Origin of the sequence: Kordia sp. (genome assembly GCF_050633145.1) — a bacterium.
Taxonomy (GTDB): domain Bacteria; phylum Bacteroidota; class Bacteroidia; order Flavobacteriales; family Flavobacteriaceae; genus Kordia.
Window position 1 is genome coordinate 15,205 of the sequence record NZ_JBOEFY010000017.1, and the last position, 20,865, is coordinate 36,069.

Sequence of the window (20,865 nt, forward strand, 5' to 3'; positions counted from 1 at the left end):
TAAATGAGTAAACCATCAACTGAAAATTTGAATCTAATTACTAAGCCAGATGATCTGCAAAATCTTTGTAAATCAATTTCTGTATTAGAGGCAATCATTTGTCCTGCATGGGAATATAGATATTACTCTTATCAAAAGGATTGGAGCGAAAAAGAAGAGTTTTGTGAAATGCGAAACGGACAAGGAGACCAAATGTTGATTCTATTTAGCAATGATACAATATGCATAAACGGATTCGCTAAAGAAAGTAAAATGAATGGTTGGAAAAATATTCGCATAAAAGAGAAAAAATCTTTTATGGATAAATTATTTAGCTCAAAGAAAGAACCGAAAACAGAATTAATTCAAGAGATACCAAATGGAATTGTTACAGATTTACCTAAAGCCTTTAACGAATTCATTTATAGAGAACCTGTTAAAAGCATTGGAACAACATTTTGCATTTGGAACATTGAAAAAGACACAGGTTGGAAAATAGGAAAAATCAATCTCCCAGACGATGATTACCAAGATGGTTCTTCTGACTTACTCCAATTATTGGATGGAAAGCCAGCAACTTATAAGAAGTGGGCAGAGGAATACTATGAAGAAGAATTTGAGAGTAGAGAACTCAAATTAGAGTTGGTAGATAAGATTTATTCAGGATTCAGTATTACAAGAGAGTTAGTTCTTGAGATAAACCCTAATTTAGACGACTTCGAAAAACTTAAAACCGATTTGAATGACATTGGCTATAAACATGAATTATAAAAAAATTAGTTGGTAACAATGTATAATAAATCATAGCTACCTATTTGCAGGCTACACTTATTATAACAAACGTCACCACGAATTTTCACAAAATTCTCGCAAAGACGTTTCAAGCTCAAAACGTCACTTCGAGTGATTTTTCGAAATAACATGAAGAAAAATAGTATCGAGAAGTAATTTGAAATATATAAGTTCTTCATAGTAGATCTCGATACAACAAATCACAGATTTGCCACTCGATCAGACGTTTGGATACTAAACTAATAGAGTTTTCCAAGAACACAAACTATACAAACACCACAGTTCACGCACTGAACTGTGGTGTTTGCGTATTGGTCATTTTATACCGACCTTGAAAAATGTAGTTTTATGCTATAAAACGAAATTCAATGAAAAGTTTTCTATCTATCTTTTTTTGTTTGATTTTTTCCGCAGTAGCGATTGGACAAGATTATGACGCATTAGCAACTCAAATTTTAGAAGACATTCCGTTAGAAAATTTCAAAAAAGAACCTACTTTTTTAAGAGTTTCCTATGCTAAAAATGGTGATCTTATTGATGAAAATGGCAAAGATTACAGCTATCAAACAAAAAATACAGTAGCACGAACACACTTTTTATCTCCCAAAAATCTAGCACGTTTACAACGTAAAATAAAAACTGCATTAATTCCGTATTTAGAAGCTCAAACAATGCAAAGCGGTATCTATTTTCACGGAAACTCTGTATTTAAAGGATATCCTGATTTAATGCCGAAATTTGAAACGATTACTCGTGGAGAAATAATAATCTATAACAGAAAACAAGCTATTGGATATTTTCCGTATAAAAACAAACCTATAAATGTTAACGTTCAAAAATCACTTTGGGACTATATCAAACAAACAAATCATATACAATTAGAGTTTCATCAATCGAGTGCAAATAAAGTGCTTGTCACAGGAACTATCAATCATAAAAAAGTAGTACTCAACTACCAATTAGTTTATGGAAAATGGCAGCAAGTTCCTCAATTCCGCACCAGCGATATTACACATTACAACCACGGCGGCGAATTATTTATACAACACAATAATATCACATTTGAATATGAAAAACTATTTGATCTTGAAGATGTTGACATAGTTTCAGAAACAGACATTACTCCTGTTCATAAAGAATCCTTTACCTCTGAAAATTTAATCAGTGTTGATTCAATAACAGATTTTAGTTTTTCAGATTTAAGAAACCTAAAATTTACTCATGAAAACAAAGATAAAAGTGAGAAGTATGCGTTTTTTCAATTCAATACAGAACTATTTGCTTTAGTCTACTACTTCAAAGATGATGAGAAATGGTCTTTTAGTGAAGTCACTCTCTATGCGTACAGTCCAATTTCTATCACACAAAACAAAAGAGTTTATTATCTTTTTGGTGAAGATGATGGTGTGATTATTCCTGAACAAAATGGCATACATGTCTATCTTGGTAAAACTGAACGATTTTATAATTTCAAAGGTTTTTCTACAAAAAAGCAACAAGAACACAACAGAAATTACGACACCGAAATCTTAGCAAATATTGCAAACAAGCGAAAATTCGACCTTTTTTATCAAATCAAAGAAGAAGGAGAAGAAAAACGTATGTATAATTATCTTGGTATCGATAAATTGGGAAAAGTGTACGATTCTATTTTTGTAAATAATTTTATTGTTGGCGTCAAAGACGGCATGTATGATATTTATAATCAAGCGTTTCAAAAACTTCCTTTAGAAAACGTTCGTGCATTTCATCTAGAAAACACATCAACAACTGAAGGTTCAAACTATATTCCGCATACTGCACAAATTCTTCACAAAAATACATTGAAGAAAATCTATTTATCACTCAAAGAGGAAAAGAAAAATTATTTTGGTGCAATTTTATTACACGGACTTCCTATGGAAGGAACTGTTCAGAAGATTATCGAAAAAAATGATAGTTTATACATCGCAAATATTGATGAATATAATCCTGATTGGGTAGTATATGAATATAAAATTCTAATAACTCCTAAAGAAATTGATAGTATCTATTTTGTTAGTAATAAAACAAAAACAGTTAATTACACAGCTGTTCCACTTCGATATGGATTGGATTTAAACGAAATTGTACATGTAAAAACAAAACAAGGAATACATTATTTATACCATACTTCATACCTAAACAAACAGACTTCTCCTTTTATAAAAACTGCTTTAAACGAAGTTGAAGCGTATGCAGATTGCATTCGTTTCAAAGAAAATAACCTATACGGCTACTACGGAATTCATTTAAAAGGACGTTTTAAAAAACTGGATGCTTTTCAAGGTTTTTTTGCAAAGTTCGAATTGCCAAATGGGCAAAAAGGCTGGCTTGATAGAAACGGAAAAGAGTATTTAAATTTATAGATCATGAAAATTATTGTATCGATATATTGCTGCTTCCTCTTCTCTATTGTTTCCTTTGGACAAACGAATACTGTTTTAAAATTGGAAAGAGAAAAAGCTGATTTTTATACTATATCTAAAAATGAACTGACAACATACTTCAAACATAAAAAGGAACACTTTAGTGTCAATGAACATTTTCAACTTTACAGAAGAAAAGTCGTCACAAAAACAGTTCAGACAAAAATTTCAAACTTCCCGAAACAATTAAAAAACGTTTCTAACATTGTCAAATATGATTTTAAAAGCCTAGTAAACAATAAGTTTATCGCATATAAAGATGATGTTAAATATGAGTTGTTTCAATTGAATACAGAACTATTTATCTTAAAAGAATTTCGCAAAGATATAGATACCGAAAACCGAGAAATATGGCGTCAATATGGAATTCAATTCATTCCTTTCACCTATGTTGATTTTAAAAAAGGTAAAAAAATAATCAAGTTTTTAGGTTATACTTCAGGACATATTATTCCCAAAAAAGATACAATTGAAACTACGGTTTGGATTTATCATAACAGGAAGAAATTGATTCCTATTCAGTTTACAGATATACAAGCATTTGATAGAAAATTTACAAGCAAAGAACTATCTGAAATGATTTATGGTCGCAATAGACTTCAAAGATATTATGAGATCGTAACCAAAAAAAACAAGAAACGTTTGTACAATTATCGCGGTGAAAATGTTCTGCAAAAAAGCTACGATTCTATTGTATTGAGTAGTTTTATTATTGGCTACAAAGGCAAAAAAAATGATGTGTATAATCAAACATTTCAAAAATTAGCATTGCCAAAATTACAAGCAGTTTATTTAGATAGAAGCAATTTATACAACTTGCAAATCATTCAAAACAATGAACTAAAAAGCATTCCACTTTCTGGCGATACTTCCGAAAAATACATGCTTTCAAATCCGACTCCACCATACATGCCAACACTTACATCGGAACTTGAATATCGTATTGAGGAACGCGAAAACGAATTTGCGATACTACGCGAGTTTACTTTTGATACAGTAACCATTCCGAAGAAAGGCATTAAGGACATATTCTTTCTCAAAAACAAACAGCAAAAAATCACAACCGAACATGCTCCTTTTATTATTACAAAACATACGAACAATCAATATTCTATGGTTGACGTATATCATCCAACTAAAAAATTACTAGAAACTGTTGATCGAATTGAGTTGATTCACAATAGTATCCGTTTCAAAGAAAATAACAAATACGGCTACTACGGAATTCACAAAAAAGCACGTTTCCAAAAACTGGAAGCTTTTCAAGGGTTTTTCGCAAAGTTCGAATTGCCAAATGGACAAAAAGGCTGGCTCGATAGGAATGGCAAAGAATACCCAAATTTATAATCTAAAAACGACACTTAAAAAAAACATGCATAAATGTTAAAGTTGGTAAGTTATATAGTTTGTTACCGTCAAACTCTTCATACTTATTTCTAACACTATGATTTTAATTATCTTATTTATTTCAGCTTGTTTTTTAGCCTACAGTAATGGTGCAAATGACAACTTTAAAGGAGTTGCAACATTATTTGGCAGCGGAACTACTAATTATAAAAAAGCAATTAATTGGGCAACGGTAACTACTTTTGCAGGTTCGGTAACGGCTATTTTTTTGGCGAATGAATTAGTTAAAAATTTCTCTGGAAAAGGATTGGTTCCTGATGAACTTATTACACTACCTATTTTTGCAATTTCAATTGCTTTAGGAGCTGCAGTCACCGTATTTATTGCTACCAGAATAGGAATGCCAATTTCTACAACGCATAGTTTAGTTGGAGGATTGTTTGGTGCTGGAATAATGGCTGTTGGTGCTCAATTCAATTTTGATAAGTTAATAGATAAATTTCTTTTTCCGCTAATTGTAAGTCCATTAATGGCAGCTGTAGCAAGTTTCATTATATATTTAATTTTTAGAGCTGTTCGGAAACAATTAAAAATTACGAAAACTACCAATTTAGATATCCATAAATCGCACAGTCCAAAACCAGCAACATTAAATATGGATAGTACCGTAAGCTTACAGACTGAAATAAAGGTGACTGTTAAAAATGAAATTGAGTACTATGAAGGCAAAATTTTAGGATTGAGTTCTCAAAAAGTATTAGATAGTTTGCATTACTTAAGTGCAGGAGTTGTAAGTTTTGCGCGCGGATTAAATGATACACCAAAAATTGTTGGATTGCTTTTAATTATTAATGCTATCGACATCAAATGGAGTATGATTATTATTGCCTTAGTAATGGCTGTCGGTGGATTATTGAATGCAAAAAAGGTAGGAACTACCATGAGTAAAAAAATTACACCTATGAATTCTGGACAAGGATTTACAGCAAATCTTGTTACAGGACTATTAGTAACCACAGCCAGCATACACGGAATGCCAGTTTCTACAACGCATGTTTCTGTAGGTTCTATATTTGGAATTGGAACTGTAACAAAAAAAGCAAATTATAAAATGATTGGTAAAATCCTTTTATCGTGGTTATTAACACTTCCATTAGCAGCTATCATTAGTGCATTAATATTCAAATTACTGGAAATCTTATAAGCGGATTTTGAATTGTAAAACAGTGAAAAGCATCTGTTGGATAGAAACCGAAAAGAATACCTAAATTTGTAACTACATGGAAAACTATCTTGATATTTTTTTAAAGTCCTATGGCGAATACTGGAATTACTTCCTTGAACTGATATTTTTTCAAAAATGGGATAACTATTTTTATGGATTAATCGTAATTTCTTTAGTCGTTTGGGTATTGGAAATAATTTTTCCTTGGCGGAAAGATCAATCGATTTTTCGTAGAGATTTTTGGTTAGATACCTTCTACATGTTTTTCAACTTTTTCATCTTTAACATCCTCATTTTTATTGCGCTTTCTAACACAACTGCGGCATTTTTTAATGATATGTTAGGTGTAATTGGTTTATCTATTGAAAGTCTACAATTATTCAATATTAAAACGCTTCCAACTTGGTTAAGTCTGCTTATTTTCTTTGTCGTAACCGATTTTGTTCAATGGAATACACATCGTTTGCTACACAGAGTTGATTTTTTATGGAACTTTCACAAAGTACATCACTCCGTAAAAGAAATGGGCTTTGCGGCACACTTACGCTATCATTGGATGGAAACGATTGTATATAAATCGTTGCTCTACATTCCGATTGCAATTATTGGCGGATTCAACGTTCAAGATGTAGCATTTGTATACTTTTTCACCATTTCAGTTGGGCATTTAAATCATGCAAATTTGGGTTGGGATTATGGCTTTTTAAAATACATTTTCAACAATCCGAAAATGCACATTTGGCATCACAGTAAAGAACTTCCTGTAAGGTATGGTGTTAATTTTGGACTAACGTTAAGTGTTTGGGATTATCTTTTTAAGACAAATTACATTCCAAAAAACGGACGCGATATCGAGTTAGGGTTTACCAATGACGAATCGTTTCCTCAAGATTTTTTACAACAAGAAATCTACCCTATCAATCTGAAAAAAGAGTAAAAGCATGATGCGAACTATTTATATATTTTTAGCTTCCCTAATTTTTATGTCTTGTGGAACGCAACAGAAAGTTGTTAAAAACTCATCAAAAGAAACAAAAACTACAACTTCAATCGCAACTAAAACTGTGATTGATTCTATTACTGTTGAGCATAATAAAGTAGCTACAAATGATTCATTAAACATTATAAAGAAAGGAGAATTTGTTTTTGTAAAAAAACCTAATGATCGAACTGTTTTAGTTGGTGAAGTCTCAAAAAACACTAAAGACTTAGAAGAAAAAAAACAAATTATTTTTAGTCACAATACTTTTAATAATCTATTGCAGAAACACGTTACCACAGCAGGAAATGTAAATTATAAAGGTTTTAAATCGGATCGAGCAAAATTACGCGCATACATTGTTTCTTTAGGAGAAAACACACCTACAGATGATTGGTTAAAAGAAGAAAAATTAGCCTATTGGATCAATGCGTATAATGCACTTACCGTAGATTTAATTCTGAGGAACTATCCACTAAAAAGCATCAAAGACATCAAAAAACCTTGGGATCAGCGTTTATGGAAATTGGGAGAAAAATGGCAAAACCTAAACGATATTGAGCATAAAATTTTACGTAAAATGGACGAACCAAGAATTCATTTTGCAATCAATTGTGCTTCGTTTTCGTGTCCTCCGTTATTAAATGAAGCGTTTACAGCAGAAAAACTAGAACAGCAATTAACACAGGTAACCAAATTATTTTTAGCAGATTCGAGACGAAACACGATTACTCCAGATAAAATTGAAATTTCAAAAATTTTCAAATGGTTTTCAAAAGATTTCAAACAAAACGGTTCTTTGATTGACTTTTTAAATACATACAGCGACGTAAAAATCAACGCAAAAGCCAAAAAGAAATACAAAGATTACAATTGGGATTTGAATGAGTAAAATTTCCATTATCATACCAATTTTTAACGAAGCAGAAACTATTATTTCTCTGTTAGAAACCTTGTTGGTACGAATGAAATATACGCAACACGAAATCTTATTGATTGATGGCGGAAGTTCTGATAAAACTGTAGCAACGGTCACAAATTTTATTGGCGAATTTCACAATCAGCAACACTTTTCTAAAAAAAGATGTGTCGATACCTTGTTTGAAAACACAACTGAAACAATCGAAATTCAATTATTTCAATCTGAAAAAGGACGTGCTAAACAGATGAACTTTGGCGCACAAAAAGCAACAGGAAATATTTTATATTTCTTGCATGCAGACACCTTTCCTCCAAAGTATTTTGATGATTTCATTCTTCAAAAAATAAATGAAGGTCATCAAGCAGGTTGTTTTCGCATGCGATTTAATTCGTATCATCCTGTGTTATTAGTTTCGCAATTTTTCACACGTTTTAACTATAGTTGGTGTCGCGGTGGCGATCAATCTTTATTTATTGAAACCTCACTTTTTCAATCTTTAGCTGGTTTTGATGAAAACTATATTATTTATGAAGATTGTGAATTCATCAATCGTTTGTACGAAAAAAACGAGTTTACCATCATTCCAAAAAGCGTGCAAACTTCTGCTCGAAAATACAAAGTAAATGGTACTTGGAAACTACAATATCATTTTGCAGTCATTCATATCAAAAAATCCAAAGGCGCCACTCCTGAAGAGTTGTATGCGTATTATAAAAAGTATGTGTCACGTTGAGCGTCCTCGAAATGTGGCTTCGTAACTTAGACTCGCTGCGCTCTTAGACTTGTTCTCGCAAATGCGGAACCTCTTGACTTGTTAGACGCGCTTTGCTTTTAGATTATTGGATTCGTCATTACGAGGAGTTTGCGACAAAGTAATCTGTTATTAAAAGAACAGATTGTCACAAGTTTTTCATTTCGGTTTCGCTCAATGCAAGCAAAACTTTCGCAAAGACGTTTCATAGTACTTCTCGATACAACAAATCGGAGATTTGCCACTCGAAGTGACGTTTTGAGTTGTTAGGGTAACAAATACAACTTCAACGCACTTTCTATTATAAATTTTAAACTTTATAATTATGAAAAAACAAAAAGTAACATCAATCTTACAATTGAAGAAAACGACAGTTTCAGATTTACAAACAACGCTTGTAAAAGGAGGGCTTCCAACAACGCAGCAATCTACCGTTGCCGAACCAGGTCCTATTACGACCATTCCTCCATCAACTACAAAAGATCCAAGACCATTTACAATTAGCTATTCAAATTGTGATCAATGTACTTCTTGGGAACCAACTTGTTAGATTTTAAATCTATGTGATTAAAAACAACACTGTAGATTAAAATTTATGGTGTTGTTGTTTTTTATATCATTGAGAAAAATTACTCTTCTAGTTGTTTTAAAATTTCTTCCAACTTTCGCACGTGTACTCCATACAATTGATCTGCCCATTTAACAGTAATATAATAAATGATGACGCCCGAAATTAAATACCCTAAGATGACTAATAATAAAGTGCTGGTTGACATTTGTAGCATAAACCATTCTGTAAAACGATCATGACCATACTTTTCTGCTCCCATAAAAATACTCGCCACCGAAACAGGCAACAATAACGAACCTGCAATAATACCTGTTTTATACACTTCCATGGTGAGTTTAATATCGTGAATAAAATTCAAAATAGTCACTTTCGTTTGCTGCCCTACATTAGATGTTCTGCGTAAAAACCAAATCATTTTTGCCAAATATCCTAAGGTCATCAAACTCGTAATGAACATAAAAATAAAATATACAGCGCGAGGCAGTTCATACATTTTTATTAGAAAGGGAAAGGCGAAAAACATGACAATCCCAAAAAGTTGTATGGCAATTTCTCCTTTCATCGTTTTGCGAATTTTGGCGATTGGCATCTGACTTTCCTTTAAGTTTTCTAAACTAGTTGGCAACTGCAAATCGTCTTGATTTTCGTCGTCCATAAGTTCTTTTATTTTATCAAAATCCATGATTCTGTGTTTTTATAATTTCTTTTAATTTTTTCTTCGTTCTATTTAGCTTTACGCGAACATTTACAGGTGACATTCCTAAGTTTTTAGCGATTTCTTCTCCAGAAAACCCTTCAATAAATTGAAAAATTAACGCTTTTTCAATTTTGTTTAATTGCTGAACGGCTTTGTAGAAAGTTGCTAATTGTTCTTCCTTTTCATCAGAATACTCGTCTTGTGCCAACTGTACATGTTCGGGCATTTTATGATTGTCTGGTTTGCGTTTTTCTTTCTTAAAAAACACGATTGCAGTATTCAATGCCACACGATACATCCAACTAGAAAACTGGCTTTTCCCATTGAATGATTGGAGCGATTTCCAAAGTTGCAAAATAATTTCCTGCACCAAATCTTCACGATCGTTCGCATCTTCAAAGTACATGCGAGAAACCTTGTAAATAATACCTTTGTGCGTGGTAATTTTGCTAAGAAATTCTTGTTCTGTGAGTTTCAATGAATCGTGCTTTAAAATACAGGCGTAATTGTGTATCCTTGTTTTCTTAATAATTCAATTACACCATTTTTACCAGGTAAATGCGCTGCGCCAACAGCAAATAGATTGCTTTGTTTTTTCATCATATCTGGCATTAATTTCGACCAATTTGTATTTCGGACAGTTAACATCCAATGTGCTGCATTTTTATTAAAGAAACGTTCATCTTTCATCCCTTCATAGAGCTTGCTCATTTCTTCATTTTTGTAAGCTGTCACCATTTCTTTCATGGCTATTTTATATTCTGAATACAATTCTATTTGTTGCCATAAAAAATCTTTTGGATACGCTTTCGCGAAAAAATCCAATTGACCATTTAAGGTTTCCAATCCAGCTACTTTTTTATTGTTTGCTTTCGCAAGACTTGTCAATTCTACTTCATACATTTTCTTTAAAGGACAATCATAACTTTGCTGAATCAATAATGTATATACGGTCACTAAGGTATAACTATTGACCATTTGTAGCGACATATTCATTTCTTTCTTTAATAAGTTATCTAAATATGTTTGCTGTGCTGCAGATAATTCTTCGGTCAATTTCCCGCCAGACATCATCTTTTTTTGTGCTGCCATCAATGCTTTTGTGTCCGACATATCTACTTCTAATACCAAACGATCTGTTTCGTTAAAAGCTTTGGTTACCTTTTCAGGAATTTTGAAATCGTCTTTACATAGAATATGAATCGTTCCGAGCAAATATGATGGTTTTTCAAGATCTTTGTGTTCAATCTTCCATAACACAGAATTTTCGAGTTTTTGATCTTGCGCATTTCCAACGAAGCTACAAGCAATAAAGCAAATAAGTACAATTAGTTTTTTCATGTTTTTGTTTTTTAGTCACAAAAGACTTTCAGCTGAATAGATCTTAGTGTTCAATTAATTTCTATTTGCTCCGTAAGTATCGACTTTGAAAATATGTTACAAAAAAATGAAAATTATTTTCCAATCAACTGTATTACAAATATTTAAAATTAAAAAATAGTAATCTATAGTTATTTTCAATTATATGTATCTTTTCCGTTTGGTAGGGTACTATGCTTTTATTCTGTTCTTATTATAAAAATTCTAGCATTGTTTTTTATGAAAAGATTTCTACTCCTACTCAATCTAATAATATGTACCAATACATTTTTTGCACAAACAACAGATGATCCATTAGACATTCTATTTGTAGGAAACAGTCTTACATACTTTAACAACATGCCACAAACTTTTGAGCAAATTGCAGATGAACAAGGGTATCAAGTCACCGTTGATCAGCATACTCCTGGCGGAACTGGTTTTGTACATCATGTAAATAATAATGCTTTATATCAAAAATTTAGAGATCGCACTTGGGATTATGTTATTCTTCAACCAGGTTCTAACGAGTCTCCAGGATTTTCTTTTCCTATTGCAGAGACGATAGAAAGAGGAAAACGTTTAAGAGATTCTATTTTAAAATACAGTCCATGCGCAAGTATATATTATTACGAAATATCGTATGGAATTGTAAATGCTACTCCAGAAAGTTTTACACAGTATCAAAATAGACAAACGCTTATAAAGGATAATTTAATTCAGATGGGAAATGAAACAGACATTCCGTTTGTTCCGGTAGGAGAATGTTTTAAAGCTTCAATGGAAACTGATGCTTCTCAATTTCTTTGGGTAAATTATGGAGACATTCATCCAAACGCAAAAGGATCGTATATGGCAGCTTGTTCTTTTTATAATGGAATATTTAAGCAAGCAATTGTGAATACCAATCAACTTGGAGGATTATCGGAAGCTGATGCTAACTACTTACGAAACCAAGCAGAACTCACTACTTTAGGAAGTTTGGATACTTCATTAATTGATACGTTTACAAGTACTGCTAATTTTGAATACGCTGTAGATTCACCTTCGTCTATTTTGTTTACCAATACTTCTTCTAATTCTGATAGTGTTCATTGGGATTTTGGAGATGGAACTACAAGCACATCAAATGTTGTGTCACATGAATTCGATTTTTCTGCAAATCAAACATATACCGTTGTTTTAACTTCATATAAGAACTGTAAAGAACACCACAAAATAATTGTTGTTTCAGAAAATTTATTACTCATAGAAGATGTTCAATCAATTGATAATAATGTGTTCTTATATCCGAATCCGACGCAAAGTATTGTTTATGTCAACTTACCAAAATCAACACAAATACAACAAGTGAAATTGTATGATAATTTGGGAAGAGAAATTCGTTCAAAAAATTATGAGTTTCAAAATTCTAAACACAGTATCAATTTAAATAATTTACCGTCTGGTATATATATTTTAATGATGAATTCTGAAGCGAAAAACTATCAATTTAGAGTTGTAAAAAAGAACTAAAGCTTTAGCGTTTTATTTAGCTGCGATCACATCAATTTCGATTTTTGCACCAATTGCTAATCCGCCAGCAGCAAATGTTGTTCGTGCAGGTTTGTTTGGAAAGTATTGTACGTATATGCTATTAAAATCCTTAAAATCGTTGATGTCTGCTAGAATTACCGTGCATTTTACCACACGATCTAAGGAAGAATTGTGTTGCGCCAATACGGCTTTTATGTTTTCCAAAGCTTGTTTTGTTTCTGCTTTAATTCCACCAGAAACTAACATTCCTTTAATATGATCTTTTCCAATTTGACCAGATAAGAAGAGTAAATTTTCAGTTTCTACCGCTGCACTAAAAGGTGTGTTTTGTCGTTCTGTTAAGTGTGATTTATGGAAAGTGATGTCTTTTTTATTTGACTGACAACTTACAAATGTAAACGCTATAATGAAGATGGTTAAGATTGATTTCATTGGGATGAAGTTTGGTTCATAACAAATTTAAGGAATTTACGCTTCTACTCCACTCAGCGTAAACTTTATATTAATTTTTAAACAATTGCAATCAAAAAAATATAGTATCTTTTTGCATGGAAAAAATTCTCATCCTTGGCGGAACACAATTCATCGGACGCACACTTGTTGAACAATTACAAAAATTAAACAAATACGATATTACTTTGTTTAATAGACAAAAAACACAAGCTGATTTGTTTCCTGATGTAAAAAAAATAAAAGGAGATAGAGAAACGAATGATGTCTCACAAATTAAAAATGAAGATTGGGATTATGTGATTGACGTGTCGTGTTATTATCCAGATTCACTTGTAAATGTATTAGATTCACTAAAAGGTTCGCTCAAAAAATACATTCTTGTCTCCACATGTTCGGTGTATGACGAGGTTAATGATCAGACTCCAATGAGAGCTGAAACAGGAAAAGTTCTCAATTGCACAAATGAAGAACGCACGGATCGTACAAATGCATCGTATGGAAATCGTAAAGCTGAATGTGAGCGTATCTTAGTCAACTCAAATCACAAGTACACCATATTTCGTCCTTCACTTGTATATGGTCCGTATGATCACACAGATCGACTTTATTATTGGCTGTATCAAGTACAAACGAATAAAACATTGTTGCTTCCAGATTTTGGTGAAAAATTATTTTCAATAACCTATGTGCACGATCTTGTAAATGCAATTATAAACGCATTGAAATCTGATGTTTCGGGCATTTATAATGTAACGACTGCATTAGAAACTTCTATCAAAGAAATTGTTGAATATGCTGAGAAATTACTTGATAAAACCGCTAAAACAAAAAATGCAGCGCCTAGTTTTTTGAATGAAAATAATGTAGAACAATGGACAGATATGCCATTATGGTTAGATGGCGATTATTTTTCGTACGACAATCAACAATTAAAAAATGATTTCGATTTTCAACTTACAAATTATGAGGAAAGTCTAAAAAATACGATTGCATATTATGAAACGTTGAATTGGCACAAACCAATATATGGAATGTCTGAAAAGACTAAAATTGGACTTTTGGAAAAATTAGATTAATGTGAGTTTAATATAAGAAATCATCAAAATAACCACCATACAAAGTAAAACCAATACTTGCCACTTTGAACATAGCTACGAGAAGCTAAGAAAACGGTGTAATTTTGTTGAATCTCGACTGCGCTCGATTTGACATTTTTTTAAACTTATAAAAAGTTAAGAGTTTGAAATTTCTCTTTTTGAATGAGATTCTCGTTTTCACAGGAATTAAAAATACTGGCCAATTCCGAAGACAATTCCGCGAGTTGCGTTTTTGGTAATTCCGTGTCCGTAATCAATTCTAAAAATGGCGTTAAAGATGCGTTTGTGTATAAAGCGAAGTCCAACTCCTGGGTAGATTCTAAAGTTTTTACTATCTGTAAAATCGCTAAAACTTCCTCCTGGATTTCTCCAAGTTCCTGCATCAATGAATCCGTTTCCCTGTAAAATAAACCAATCTTTTTCGTATAGTGTATATCGATATTCAGAGTTTAATACCATACTTGCCGTTCCGCGATCAATGATGTTTCCAACACCTCGAATGTTTAAATTATTGTCTACCGAAAATGGTGCAAACGGACTGTCACTGTTAGAAGCGACACCAAAACGAAAGCGATTTGCCCAGTTTCCTCTTTCACCAACTCTTTCAAAATATAAAAAGTCACTCCAACCAATTAAAAAGTTATCTTGAAAATCATTCTCTGTAGTTACATATTGCAAATAGAGTGTGTTTTTAACTCCTTCTACATATTGGTAATCGTAGTTTAAACCATCATATTCGTATACAAATTTCAGCATTTGTTTGTCTAATGATAAGTTTTGCGGAATGGCGGTTGAAGTAATTCCATTTAGATAATCGTATTCTTCTTTAAATATGTTGACTCCAAATTGCAATCGGTGTTTGAAATTGATTTGATACAATGCCAACACTTCAAATGATGTATTGCTGTATTTGTAGTTTGCCGATCCGCCATCAAAGAAAAGTGGTTCTTCACTTGTCCAATTTTGATGATTGATGGCAACTCCAAAATCTCGTGTAAACAGGTTTGGTGCACGTAAATTGATTCCGTAAGAGTCAAATCCGTTATTCTGATAAAATCCGCCAAAAGCGATATTTCTTCCCAAAAAATTATAATCGTACAATCCAATTTTATAAGCTACTTGTTCATTGGTGGTTGTCCAAACATTTACATTGGGAATAAGCGTGAAGTTTTCCTCAATATTAAAATACACATTATACAAATTGTCATGTGAAATAAAGACTTGATAATACGCATGCGACACACCTGCCAAACGCTTTAAGAGTATAACATCGCGGTCTAATTGCAGTGAATCTAAGACGTCGCCATTTCGGACACTAACATAGTTTCTTAAGAATCCAACCTTGTTCTTTTTCTGCCCTTGAAATTTTACATCATAGACAATTTTGTCTTGTGCAATTCCGTAAAAGGAAATTAAAAGAAACGTAAAAAGTAATATATTTTTCATAGCTATTGAGCTACAAATATATCTTGAATTACTGTATTTACCCAATTATCTTCGCTAACATCCATTAAGGTAAATTTATACGAACTATCAATTGTTAATCCAGATGGATTTTCGGGTGTAATGTTCAGCACCACGTTAGAAGTGTCATAATATTGAAATTCATTTTCATACGTGTACGTTCCAGAAAGCAAACCATTGTCAACCGTTGAAACTATTTGAAAGTAAATGGCATTATCACCATTTGCATTGTGTTCCCAAGTGAATTTTGGCATTTTAGAAGTTTCTTGATTTATAGCAACCTCATCTGTCCAAACTGTTGGTTTTGTTGTGTTTTTTGTGCGAATTGGGTTTGAAAGTTTCACTTCTCCATTCAATTCAAAAGTAATAATCACCCACTGATCTTGCGCAAAAGTTCTTGTAAACTGATAAATGAACCCTTCAAAAAGTGCTGTTGAATTGATGACTAATTCATTGTAAGTTGTATAATCGTCTTTATCAACGTTTGTGGTATTTGTTTCAAAAAACCGAACATTCGTTGCGCCTTCTTCTAAATAATAAAACACTTGAACATTATTTGAGTTAGATACATCGCTTGCGGCACAAGCAATGACTGCGCCAGTTTCTATGGTACGATTTGCAATCATATCTGACAATTTAGTCGTGTTTACAATATTTACCGCATCTAAAGTATCATCCGATTGACATGAAAGTATTGCTAAAAATAATGTGAAATATATGATTGTCTTTAATCGATTCATCCGTGTGCTTTATAATTTTCGCGAACAATTTTCTCCGCAGGTTTATTTTGTGGTGTAAAATAAAAATCTTCTAATCCACCAGATTTTTTATAGTCATGAAACCATTTCCAAATAAATCCGCCAGCAAACCATTCTTCTTTCCAAAACTCATTGTATAAAGCTTGCAAAGCAATTTCTTGCGCTTCTAAATTCAGCACTTTTCCTTTTCTACTAGAATCCCAAGGTTCTTTTCCTGTAAAGTCCATACTTCGATACCCATATTCAGTAAAGATTACTTTTTTATCGAGTTTTTTAGACAACGCTGCGATCTTCTTTTTGTGCGGTTGCCATCCTTTTTGCAAGGTTTCTAACGAAGGTGTTTTATCTTCACTTAGTGGAAAATACGCGTCAATTCCTATAAAATCTAATGTTGACCAAAATGGAGCTTTATCAAAAGAATCCCAATTTTCTGCATACGTGAGTTTTCCTTTGTATACTTTTTTCACTTTCGTGATTAATTGTTTCCAAAACTCTGGTCGTGCCGCTACAAACTTGTGCAACTCAGTTCCTATACAGTACACTTCAGCATTTATTTCTTGCGCTAAATTTGCATATTCAAGTATAAAACTTTCGTAGGATGCTTCAAACGCTTTCCAATCTGCTTCAGATTCCATTTCAATAAAACCAGTAAATTCACCATGCCAAACCCAAATTTGCGGTTTGATCATGATTTTGATATTATTTTTTTGGAGTAATTCTGAATATTGCTTGGCTCCTTTTCGAGTTTCACCAAACCATTGTCTGTCTGTGTTATGAACAACTTCTGTTGCAGATAGTTTTTTCATAAAACCAAAAGGCATAATCGCAGCATAATTTGCATTGACTTTTATGACAGGATCAACATTTGTTTGATCTATAGGTTGTGGTGCAGCTACAAAACTAACACCATTCATTTTTTGGGATTGGCTCGTACATGAAAATTGTAATAAGCCAAAAAGTACACAAAGGAGTCTAAACTTCATACCTGAATTTTTTTAGACTCCTAAAATACTGTTTTTCCTAAAATAGTGCTCTTAAACCTATGCTAAAAGTTTGTCCTAATCCTTGAAAGTTGTTTCCACGTACAAACTTATCAAAAGAAGCTTCTAAGTTTAACACATCTGTCAACTGATATTTAGCTCCAACACCAACCGATGTTGAGTTTTGCGAAAAGTTATTTCCTAAATCAATTAAGAATGCTTGTTTTGTATTTACATATACTGTCGATTCAGAAGATGGGAAGTAACTTAAAAATACTCCTAATGGTAAAAATAAACTGTTGTTTGCAAAACGCTCACCTGCATTAGAATCTGCATCTGCATCTTCACTTTTTTCTCCAAAATTAAATCCGAAATCTGCTTGTGTAAACACTTGCCATTTGTCTTGTCCGAATGTTTTATCGTAGAAGAATTTTGTTTCCCAAAATACACTTCTCTTATCTAAATATGGCGCATTTGCTTTGTCTTTAAAGATTGGCAAATAGATTGAACTCGTAAATGAGAAATTTGAAATATTTTTAAACGGTTGTACACGAATAGATGGAGCAATTGTTGTTAATCCGCTTCTTGAAGTTGCATCGTCTTTAAAGTTGAATACATCTAATGCACCTGCTCCGCCAAACGTGTTAGAACGTACTTGGAAAATAAATCCGATGTTTACACGACGATTATCGCTAATTCCTGTATAAATTTCTGTAGTGTTTGTAAAAAACGTTTCTCTTGGTATTGTTACAGATGTACTTCCTGCATCGGTACGTTCTGTTTGCGTATAAATGCTGTTGAAGAATTTAATATCCCATTGTCCTTTTTTCAAAAGTTTTGATGGCGTATATTCTTGAACGTTACTTTTTTCATCCGTTGTTTCATCATCTTGATCTTGATCCTGGGCAAAAGAAAAGCTTACAAACAAAAGCGCAAGCATACTTAAAATTAAATTTTTATTTTTCATTATCATTAGTTTAGTAATTGTTCCAGCTTTAGCGGGAATCTATTTTGAATATTTAAGTTTTTATTTTTTGTGTTGAATTTCTATCCGTACGTCTTTGCGAGAGTTTTGAAAAAACTAGCGGCAATCTTTTTCTTTAGTAACAGGTTACTTCGTCGTTAGCACTTCTCGTAATGACAGTTTCAAAAAATTACTTCGTTTTATTCAACTTCCAATTGTATGGATAGTAGCTGATTTTCGATTTCTTTTCAATTTTTTCTTCTCTGTACTTATTGATAAAGTCGATTTCATTTCCGTTTTGGGTAAAATCTTCTTTATACCATTTCATAATTTCAGAAAGTTGCACACGTTTTTTACGTGCATTTACTTTGATAAAATCATCACTATTTAAAGCAATGCGCGTTTGTCTGTCCAATTGTGCATCTAAAGTAGTTGGCAAATACGCTTCTGCAATAATTGGGGGACAACCTAAACCTGCACAGACTAATACAAAGTGAAAACGCGCATCATTAAACTGCCCGCGTAATAATTTATGTTCTATATCATTCAATGTAATCTTCTTTCCTCCTACGGAATGTTTTGTTTTGTCGAAGAAACCTTTAATATCTAATGGTGATTTTACTGGATATTTATTGATGATTCCTTTAATAACAGACAAATTATAGATGTTAATCCAAAATGCTTGATACGTATTTGCATCACTTTTATCTACAGTAATACTATTGGTAGAATCTAAAATTTGGTCTAATGTCGCTGCATTCTTCTTAACAGCTTTATAATTTACGCGTCCGTCTTTTACATATTCTTTTAAAAATGCATCAGATGACTTAAAAAAAGCGTCTGTACTTTGTGCAAATCCTATAGTGGTCATGCATAATACAATTAGTGTGATGATTTTATATTTCATAGCAATTTTTCAATTTTAATTTCAATTTCTAATGCTGGGTAAGTCCACAAAAAAGTTAGGAACTTACAAACTTTCTGAAAATATTTTCTATTTCGTATCAAATTGATTTTCAAGCGGGAAACAAGTTGTTATTTTTTTAAAATCCTTACACCTAGTTTGTAATTTATAATTATTCTAAATCTCTTCTCTTCTTTAAGTTCTTAACTTTACTTTCGACAGAATCCCCAACACAAGACAATTCTTATGTAAATTTAAGAATTCAATAACCAATCAACATTATATGGAACATATTGTAATTATAGGTAATGGAATTTCTGGAGTTACGGCTGCCAGACATATTCGAAAGCTTTCCGACAAAAAAATTACCATTATTTCAGCAGAAACTGATTATTTTTTCTCGCGCACAGCGTTAATGTACATCTACATGGGACACATGAAGTTTGAGCATACACAACCTTATGAAAATTGGTTTTGGGAAAAGAATCGTATCGAGCTTAAAAAAGGGTTTGTAAAGCAAGTAAAAGACGCTTCTAAAGAACTTGTTTTTGCTAGTGGAGAAACTATGAATTACGATAAACTCATCATTGCAACAGGTTCAAAACCTAATAAATTTGGTTGGCCAGGACAAGATTTAGATGGCGTAATGGGCATGTATCATAAGCAAGATTTAGAAAACTTAGAAAAATATGCACCGAATAATAAAGTCTGCAACCGCGCTGTTATTGTCGGTGGCGGATTGATTGGAATTGAATTAGCAGAAATGCTACAAAGTCGCGATATTCCTGTAACATTTTTAGTACGTGAAAATAGTTTTTGGAACGGTGTTTTGCCTGCGGGCGAATCGGCAATGATTAACGAACATATAAAAGAACATCATATTGATTTACGTTTAGGCGTCAATTTACAAGAGATAAAATCTGATGAAAACGGAAAAGTAAAATCGATTATCATCAAAGAAACAGGCGAAGAAATTCCATGTACAGTTGTCGGACTGACTGCTGGAGTTGCGCCAAATATTGACTTCTTAAAAGATTCTAATATTGAACTCGGACGCGGTGTCAAAGTGAATCGAAGATTAGAAACCAATATTAAAGATATTTTTGCTATTGGCGATTGTGCCGAACAACACGAACCTATTGGACAACGTCGACCTATTGAAGCAGTTTGGTATACAGGTCGTATGATGGGCGAAACCCTAGCACAAACTATTTGTGGAAATCCTAGAGATTACAATCCTGGAAATTGGTTTAACTCCGCAAAGTTTTTAGATATTGAATACCAAACCTATGGATGGGTTTTTGGAGAACGCGGACGACCAGAATACGAACAACATTTCCATTGGAAACATCCTAAGAAACATATTTGTATTACCATTGCTTTTCATAAAGAAACCAATTTATTCTTAGGAATTAACACCTTCGGAATTCGCATGCGTCATCATGCTTTTAACAAATGGTTAAACGAAAAACGTTCGGTAGAGTATGTTTTAGAACACTTAGCCGACGCAAATTTTGATCCTGAATTTTACAAACTATACGAAAAAGAAATCATTTCAAATTTCAATCAGGCACACAACACTAACATTCAACTAAAGAAGAGAAGTTGGAAACGTATTTTTCAATTCTCTTAATTATATA

General features: G+C 32.5%; 20 protein-coding genes. 11 read left to right on the forward strand and 9 right to left on the reverse strand.

The window, feature by feature from the left end:
- Positions 1 to 3 precede the first annotated feature (3 nt).
- The 8 genes from ACRBBL_RS08820 (at position 4) to ACRBBL_RS08855 (ending at position 8,992) form a co-directional block, all read left to right on the forward strand.
- The gene (locus ACRBBL_RS08820; RefSeq protein WP_431368668.1) at positions 4 to 750 is read left to right on the forward strand and encodes a hypothetical protein; all 747 of its coding nucleotides are present in this window, start codon (positions 4 to 6) and stop codon (positions 748 to 750) included.
- Positions 751 to 1,139: 389 nt separating this feature from the next.
- Entirely contained in the window at positions 1,140 to 3,158 is a 2,019-nt protein-coding gene (locus ACRBBL_RS08825; protein WP_431368669.1) for a hypothetical protein, read from the forward strand.
- 3 nt (positions 3,159 to 3,161) lie between these two features.
- A complete protein-coding gene (locus ACRBBL_RS08830) occupies positions 3,162 to 4,565 on the forward strand; it encodes a hypothetical protein (RefSeq protein ID WP_431368670.1) in 1,404 nt (467 codons plus the stop codon).
- Positions 4,566 to 4,662: 97 nt separating this feature from the next.
- Positions 4,663 to 5,769, forward strand: a complete 1,107-nt coding sequence (locus ACRBBL_RS08835; protein ID WP_431368671.1) for an inorganic phosphate transporter — start codon at positions 4,663 to 4,665, stop codon at positions 5,767 to 5,769.
- A 76-nt stretch (positions 5,770 to 5,845) separates the two neighbouring features.
- Positions 5,846 to 6,727 carry a sterol desaturase family protein gene (locus ACRBBL_RS08840; protein WP_431368672.1) on the forward strand — a complete coding sequence of 294 codons (882 nt, stop codon included), beginning with the start codon at positions 5,846 to 5,848 and terminating at the stop codon, positions 6,725 to 6,727.
- A gap of 4 nt (positions 6,728 to 6,731) precedes the next feature.
- Positions 6,732 to 7,661, forward strand: a complete 930-nt coding sequence (locus ACRBBL_RS08845) for a DUF547 domain-containing protein (protein WP_431368673.1) — start codon at positions 6,732 to 6,734, stop codon at positions 7,659 to 7,661.
- Positions 7,654 to 8,424: a TIGR04283 family arsenosugar biosynthesis glycosyltransferase gene (locus tag ACRBBL_RS08850; RefSeq protein ID WP_431368674.1), complete on the forward strand. Its 771-nt coding sequence runs from the start codon at positions 7,654 to 7,656 to the stop codon at positions 8,422 to 8,424. Before ACRBBL_RS08845 ends, ACRBBL_RS08850 begins: the two co-directional genes overlap by 8 nt.
- Positions 8,425 to 8,767: 343 nt before the next feature.
- On the forward strand, positions 8,768 to 8,992 hold the full coding sequence (locus tag ACRBBL_RS08855) for a hypothetical protein (RefSeq protein WP_431368675.1): 225 nt from the start codon (positions 8,768 to 8,770) through the stop codon (positions 8,990 to 8,992).
- A gap of 79 nt (positions 8,993 to 9,071) precedes the next feature.
- Here the strand turns inward: ACRBBL_RS08855 and ACRBBL_RS08860 are convergent, their stop codons facing one another.
- The 3 genes from ACRBBL_RS08860 to ACRBBL_RS08870 are packed head-to-tail and all read right to left on the reverse strand — an operon-like array spanning position 9,072 to position 11,051.
- Positions 9,072 to 9,695, reverse strand: a complete 624-nt coding sequence (locus ACRBBL_RS08860; protein WP_431368676.1) for a hypothetical protein — start codon at positions 9,693 to 9,695, stop codon at positions 9,072 to 9,074.
- Positions 9,685 to 10,188, reverse strand: a complete 504-nt coding sequence (locus ACRBBL_RS08865) for an RNA polymerase sigma factor (protein WP_431368677.1) — start codon at positions 10,186 to 10,188, stop codon at positions 9,685 to 9,687. Before ACRBBL_RS08865 ends, ACRBBL_RS08860 begins: the two co-directional genes overlap by 11 nt.
- Positions 10,189 to 10,199: 11 nt before the next feature.
- A complete protein-coding gene (locus tag ACRBBL_RS08870) occupies positions 10,200 to 11,051 on the reverse strand; it encodes a TraB/GumN family protein (RefSeq protein WP_431368678.1) in 852 nt (283 codons plus the stop codon).
- Positions 11,052 to 11,309: 258 nt separating this feature from the next.
- On the opposite strand from ACRBBL_RS08870, the gene ACRBBL_RS08875 reads away from it, so the two are divergent.
- A complete protein-coding gene (locus tag ACRBBL_RS08875; RefSeq protein ID WP_431368679.1) occupies positions 11,310 to 12,584 on the forward strand; it encodes a T9SS type A sorting domain-containing protein in 1,275 nt (424 codons plus the stop codon).
- A gap of 12 nt (positions 12,585 to 12,596) precedes the next feature.
- Here the strand turns inward: ACRBBL_RS08875 and ACRBBL_RS08880 are convergent, their stop codons facing one another.
- On the reverse strand, positions 12,597 to 13,037 hold the full coding sequence (locus tag ACRBBL_RS08880; RefSeq protein ID WP_431368680.1) for a RidA family protein: 441 nt from the start codon (positions 13,035 to 13,037) through the stop codon (positions 12,597 to 12,599).
- Between the two features lie 116 nt (positions 13,038 to 13,153).
- Between ACRBBL_RS08880 and ACRBBL_RS08885 the strand changes: the two genes are divergently transcribed.
- Positions 13,154 to 14,134 carry an NAD-dependent epimerase/dehydratase family protein gene (locus tag ACRBBL_RS08885; RefSeq protein ID WP_431368681.1) on the forward strand — a complete coding sequence of 327 codons (981 nt, stop codon included), beginning with the start codon at positions 13,154 to 13,156 and terminating at the stop codon, positions 14,132 to 14,134.
- Between the two features lie 207 nt (positions 14,135 to 14,341).
- Here ACRBBL_RS08885 and ACRBBL_RS08890 read toward each other — a convergent pair whose 3' ends face one another.
- The 5 genes from ACRBBL_RS08890 to ACRBBL_RS08910 all read right to left on the reverse strand — a co-directional run bounded on the left by ACRBBL_RS08890 (position 14,342) and on the right by ACRBBL_RS08910 (position 19,228).
- The gene (locus ACRBBL_RS08890) at positions 14,342 to 15,601 is read right to left on the reverse strand and encodes an outer membrane protein assembly factor (RefSeq protein WP_431368682.1); all 1,260 of its coding nucleotides are present in this window, start codon (positions 15,599 to 15,601) and stop codon (positions 14,342 to 14,344) included.
- A gap of 2 nt (positions 15,602 to 15,603) precedes the next feature.
- Positions 15,604 to 16,359, reverse strand: a complete 756-nt coding sequence (locus ACRBBL_RS08895) for a hypothetical protein (RefSeq protein ID WP_431368683.1) — start codon at positions 16,357 to 16,359, stop codon at positions 15,604 to 15,606.
- Positions 16,356 to 17,360, reverse strand: coding sequence for a glycoside hydrolase family 113 (locus ACRBBL_RS08900; protein WP_431368684.1), 1,005 nt, complete (start codon positions 17,358 to 17,360; stop codon positions 16,356 to 16,358). Before ACRBBL_RS08900 ends, ACRBBL_RS08895 begins: the two co-directional genes overlap by 4 nt.
- Positions 17,361 to 17,397: 37 nt before the next feature.
- The gene (locus ACRBBL_RS08905) at positions 17,398 to 18,324 is read right to left on the reverse strand and encodes a hypothetical protein (protein ID WP_431368685.1); all 927 of its coding nucleotides are present in this window, start codon (positions 18,322 to 18,324) and stop codon (positions 17,398 to 17,400) included.
- A 187-nt stretch (positions 18,325 to 18,511) separates the two neighbouring features.
- The gene (locus ACRBBL_RS08910; protein ID WP_431368686.1) at positions 18,512 to 19,228 is read right to left on the reverse strand and encodes a DUF547 domain-containing protein; all 717 of its coding nucleotides are present in this window, start codon (positions 19,226 to 19,228) and stop codon (positions 18,512 to 18,514) included.
- 280 nt (positions 19,229 to 19,508) lie between these two features.
- Between ACRBBL_RS08910 and ACRBBL_RS08915 the strand changes: the two genes are divergently transcribed.
- Positions 19,509 to 20,858, forward strand: a complete 1,350-nt coding sequence (locus tag ACRBBL_RS08915; protein ID WP_431368687.1) for an NAD(P)/FAD-dependent oxidoreductase — start codon at positions 19,509 to 19,511, stop codon at positions 20,856 to 20,858.
- The last annotated feature ends 7 nt before the right edge of the window (positions 20,859 to 20,865 follow it).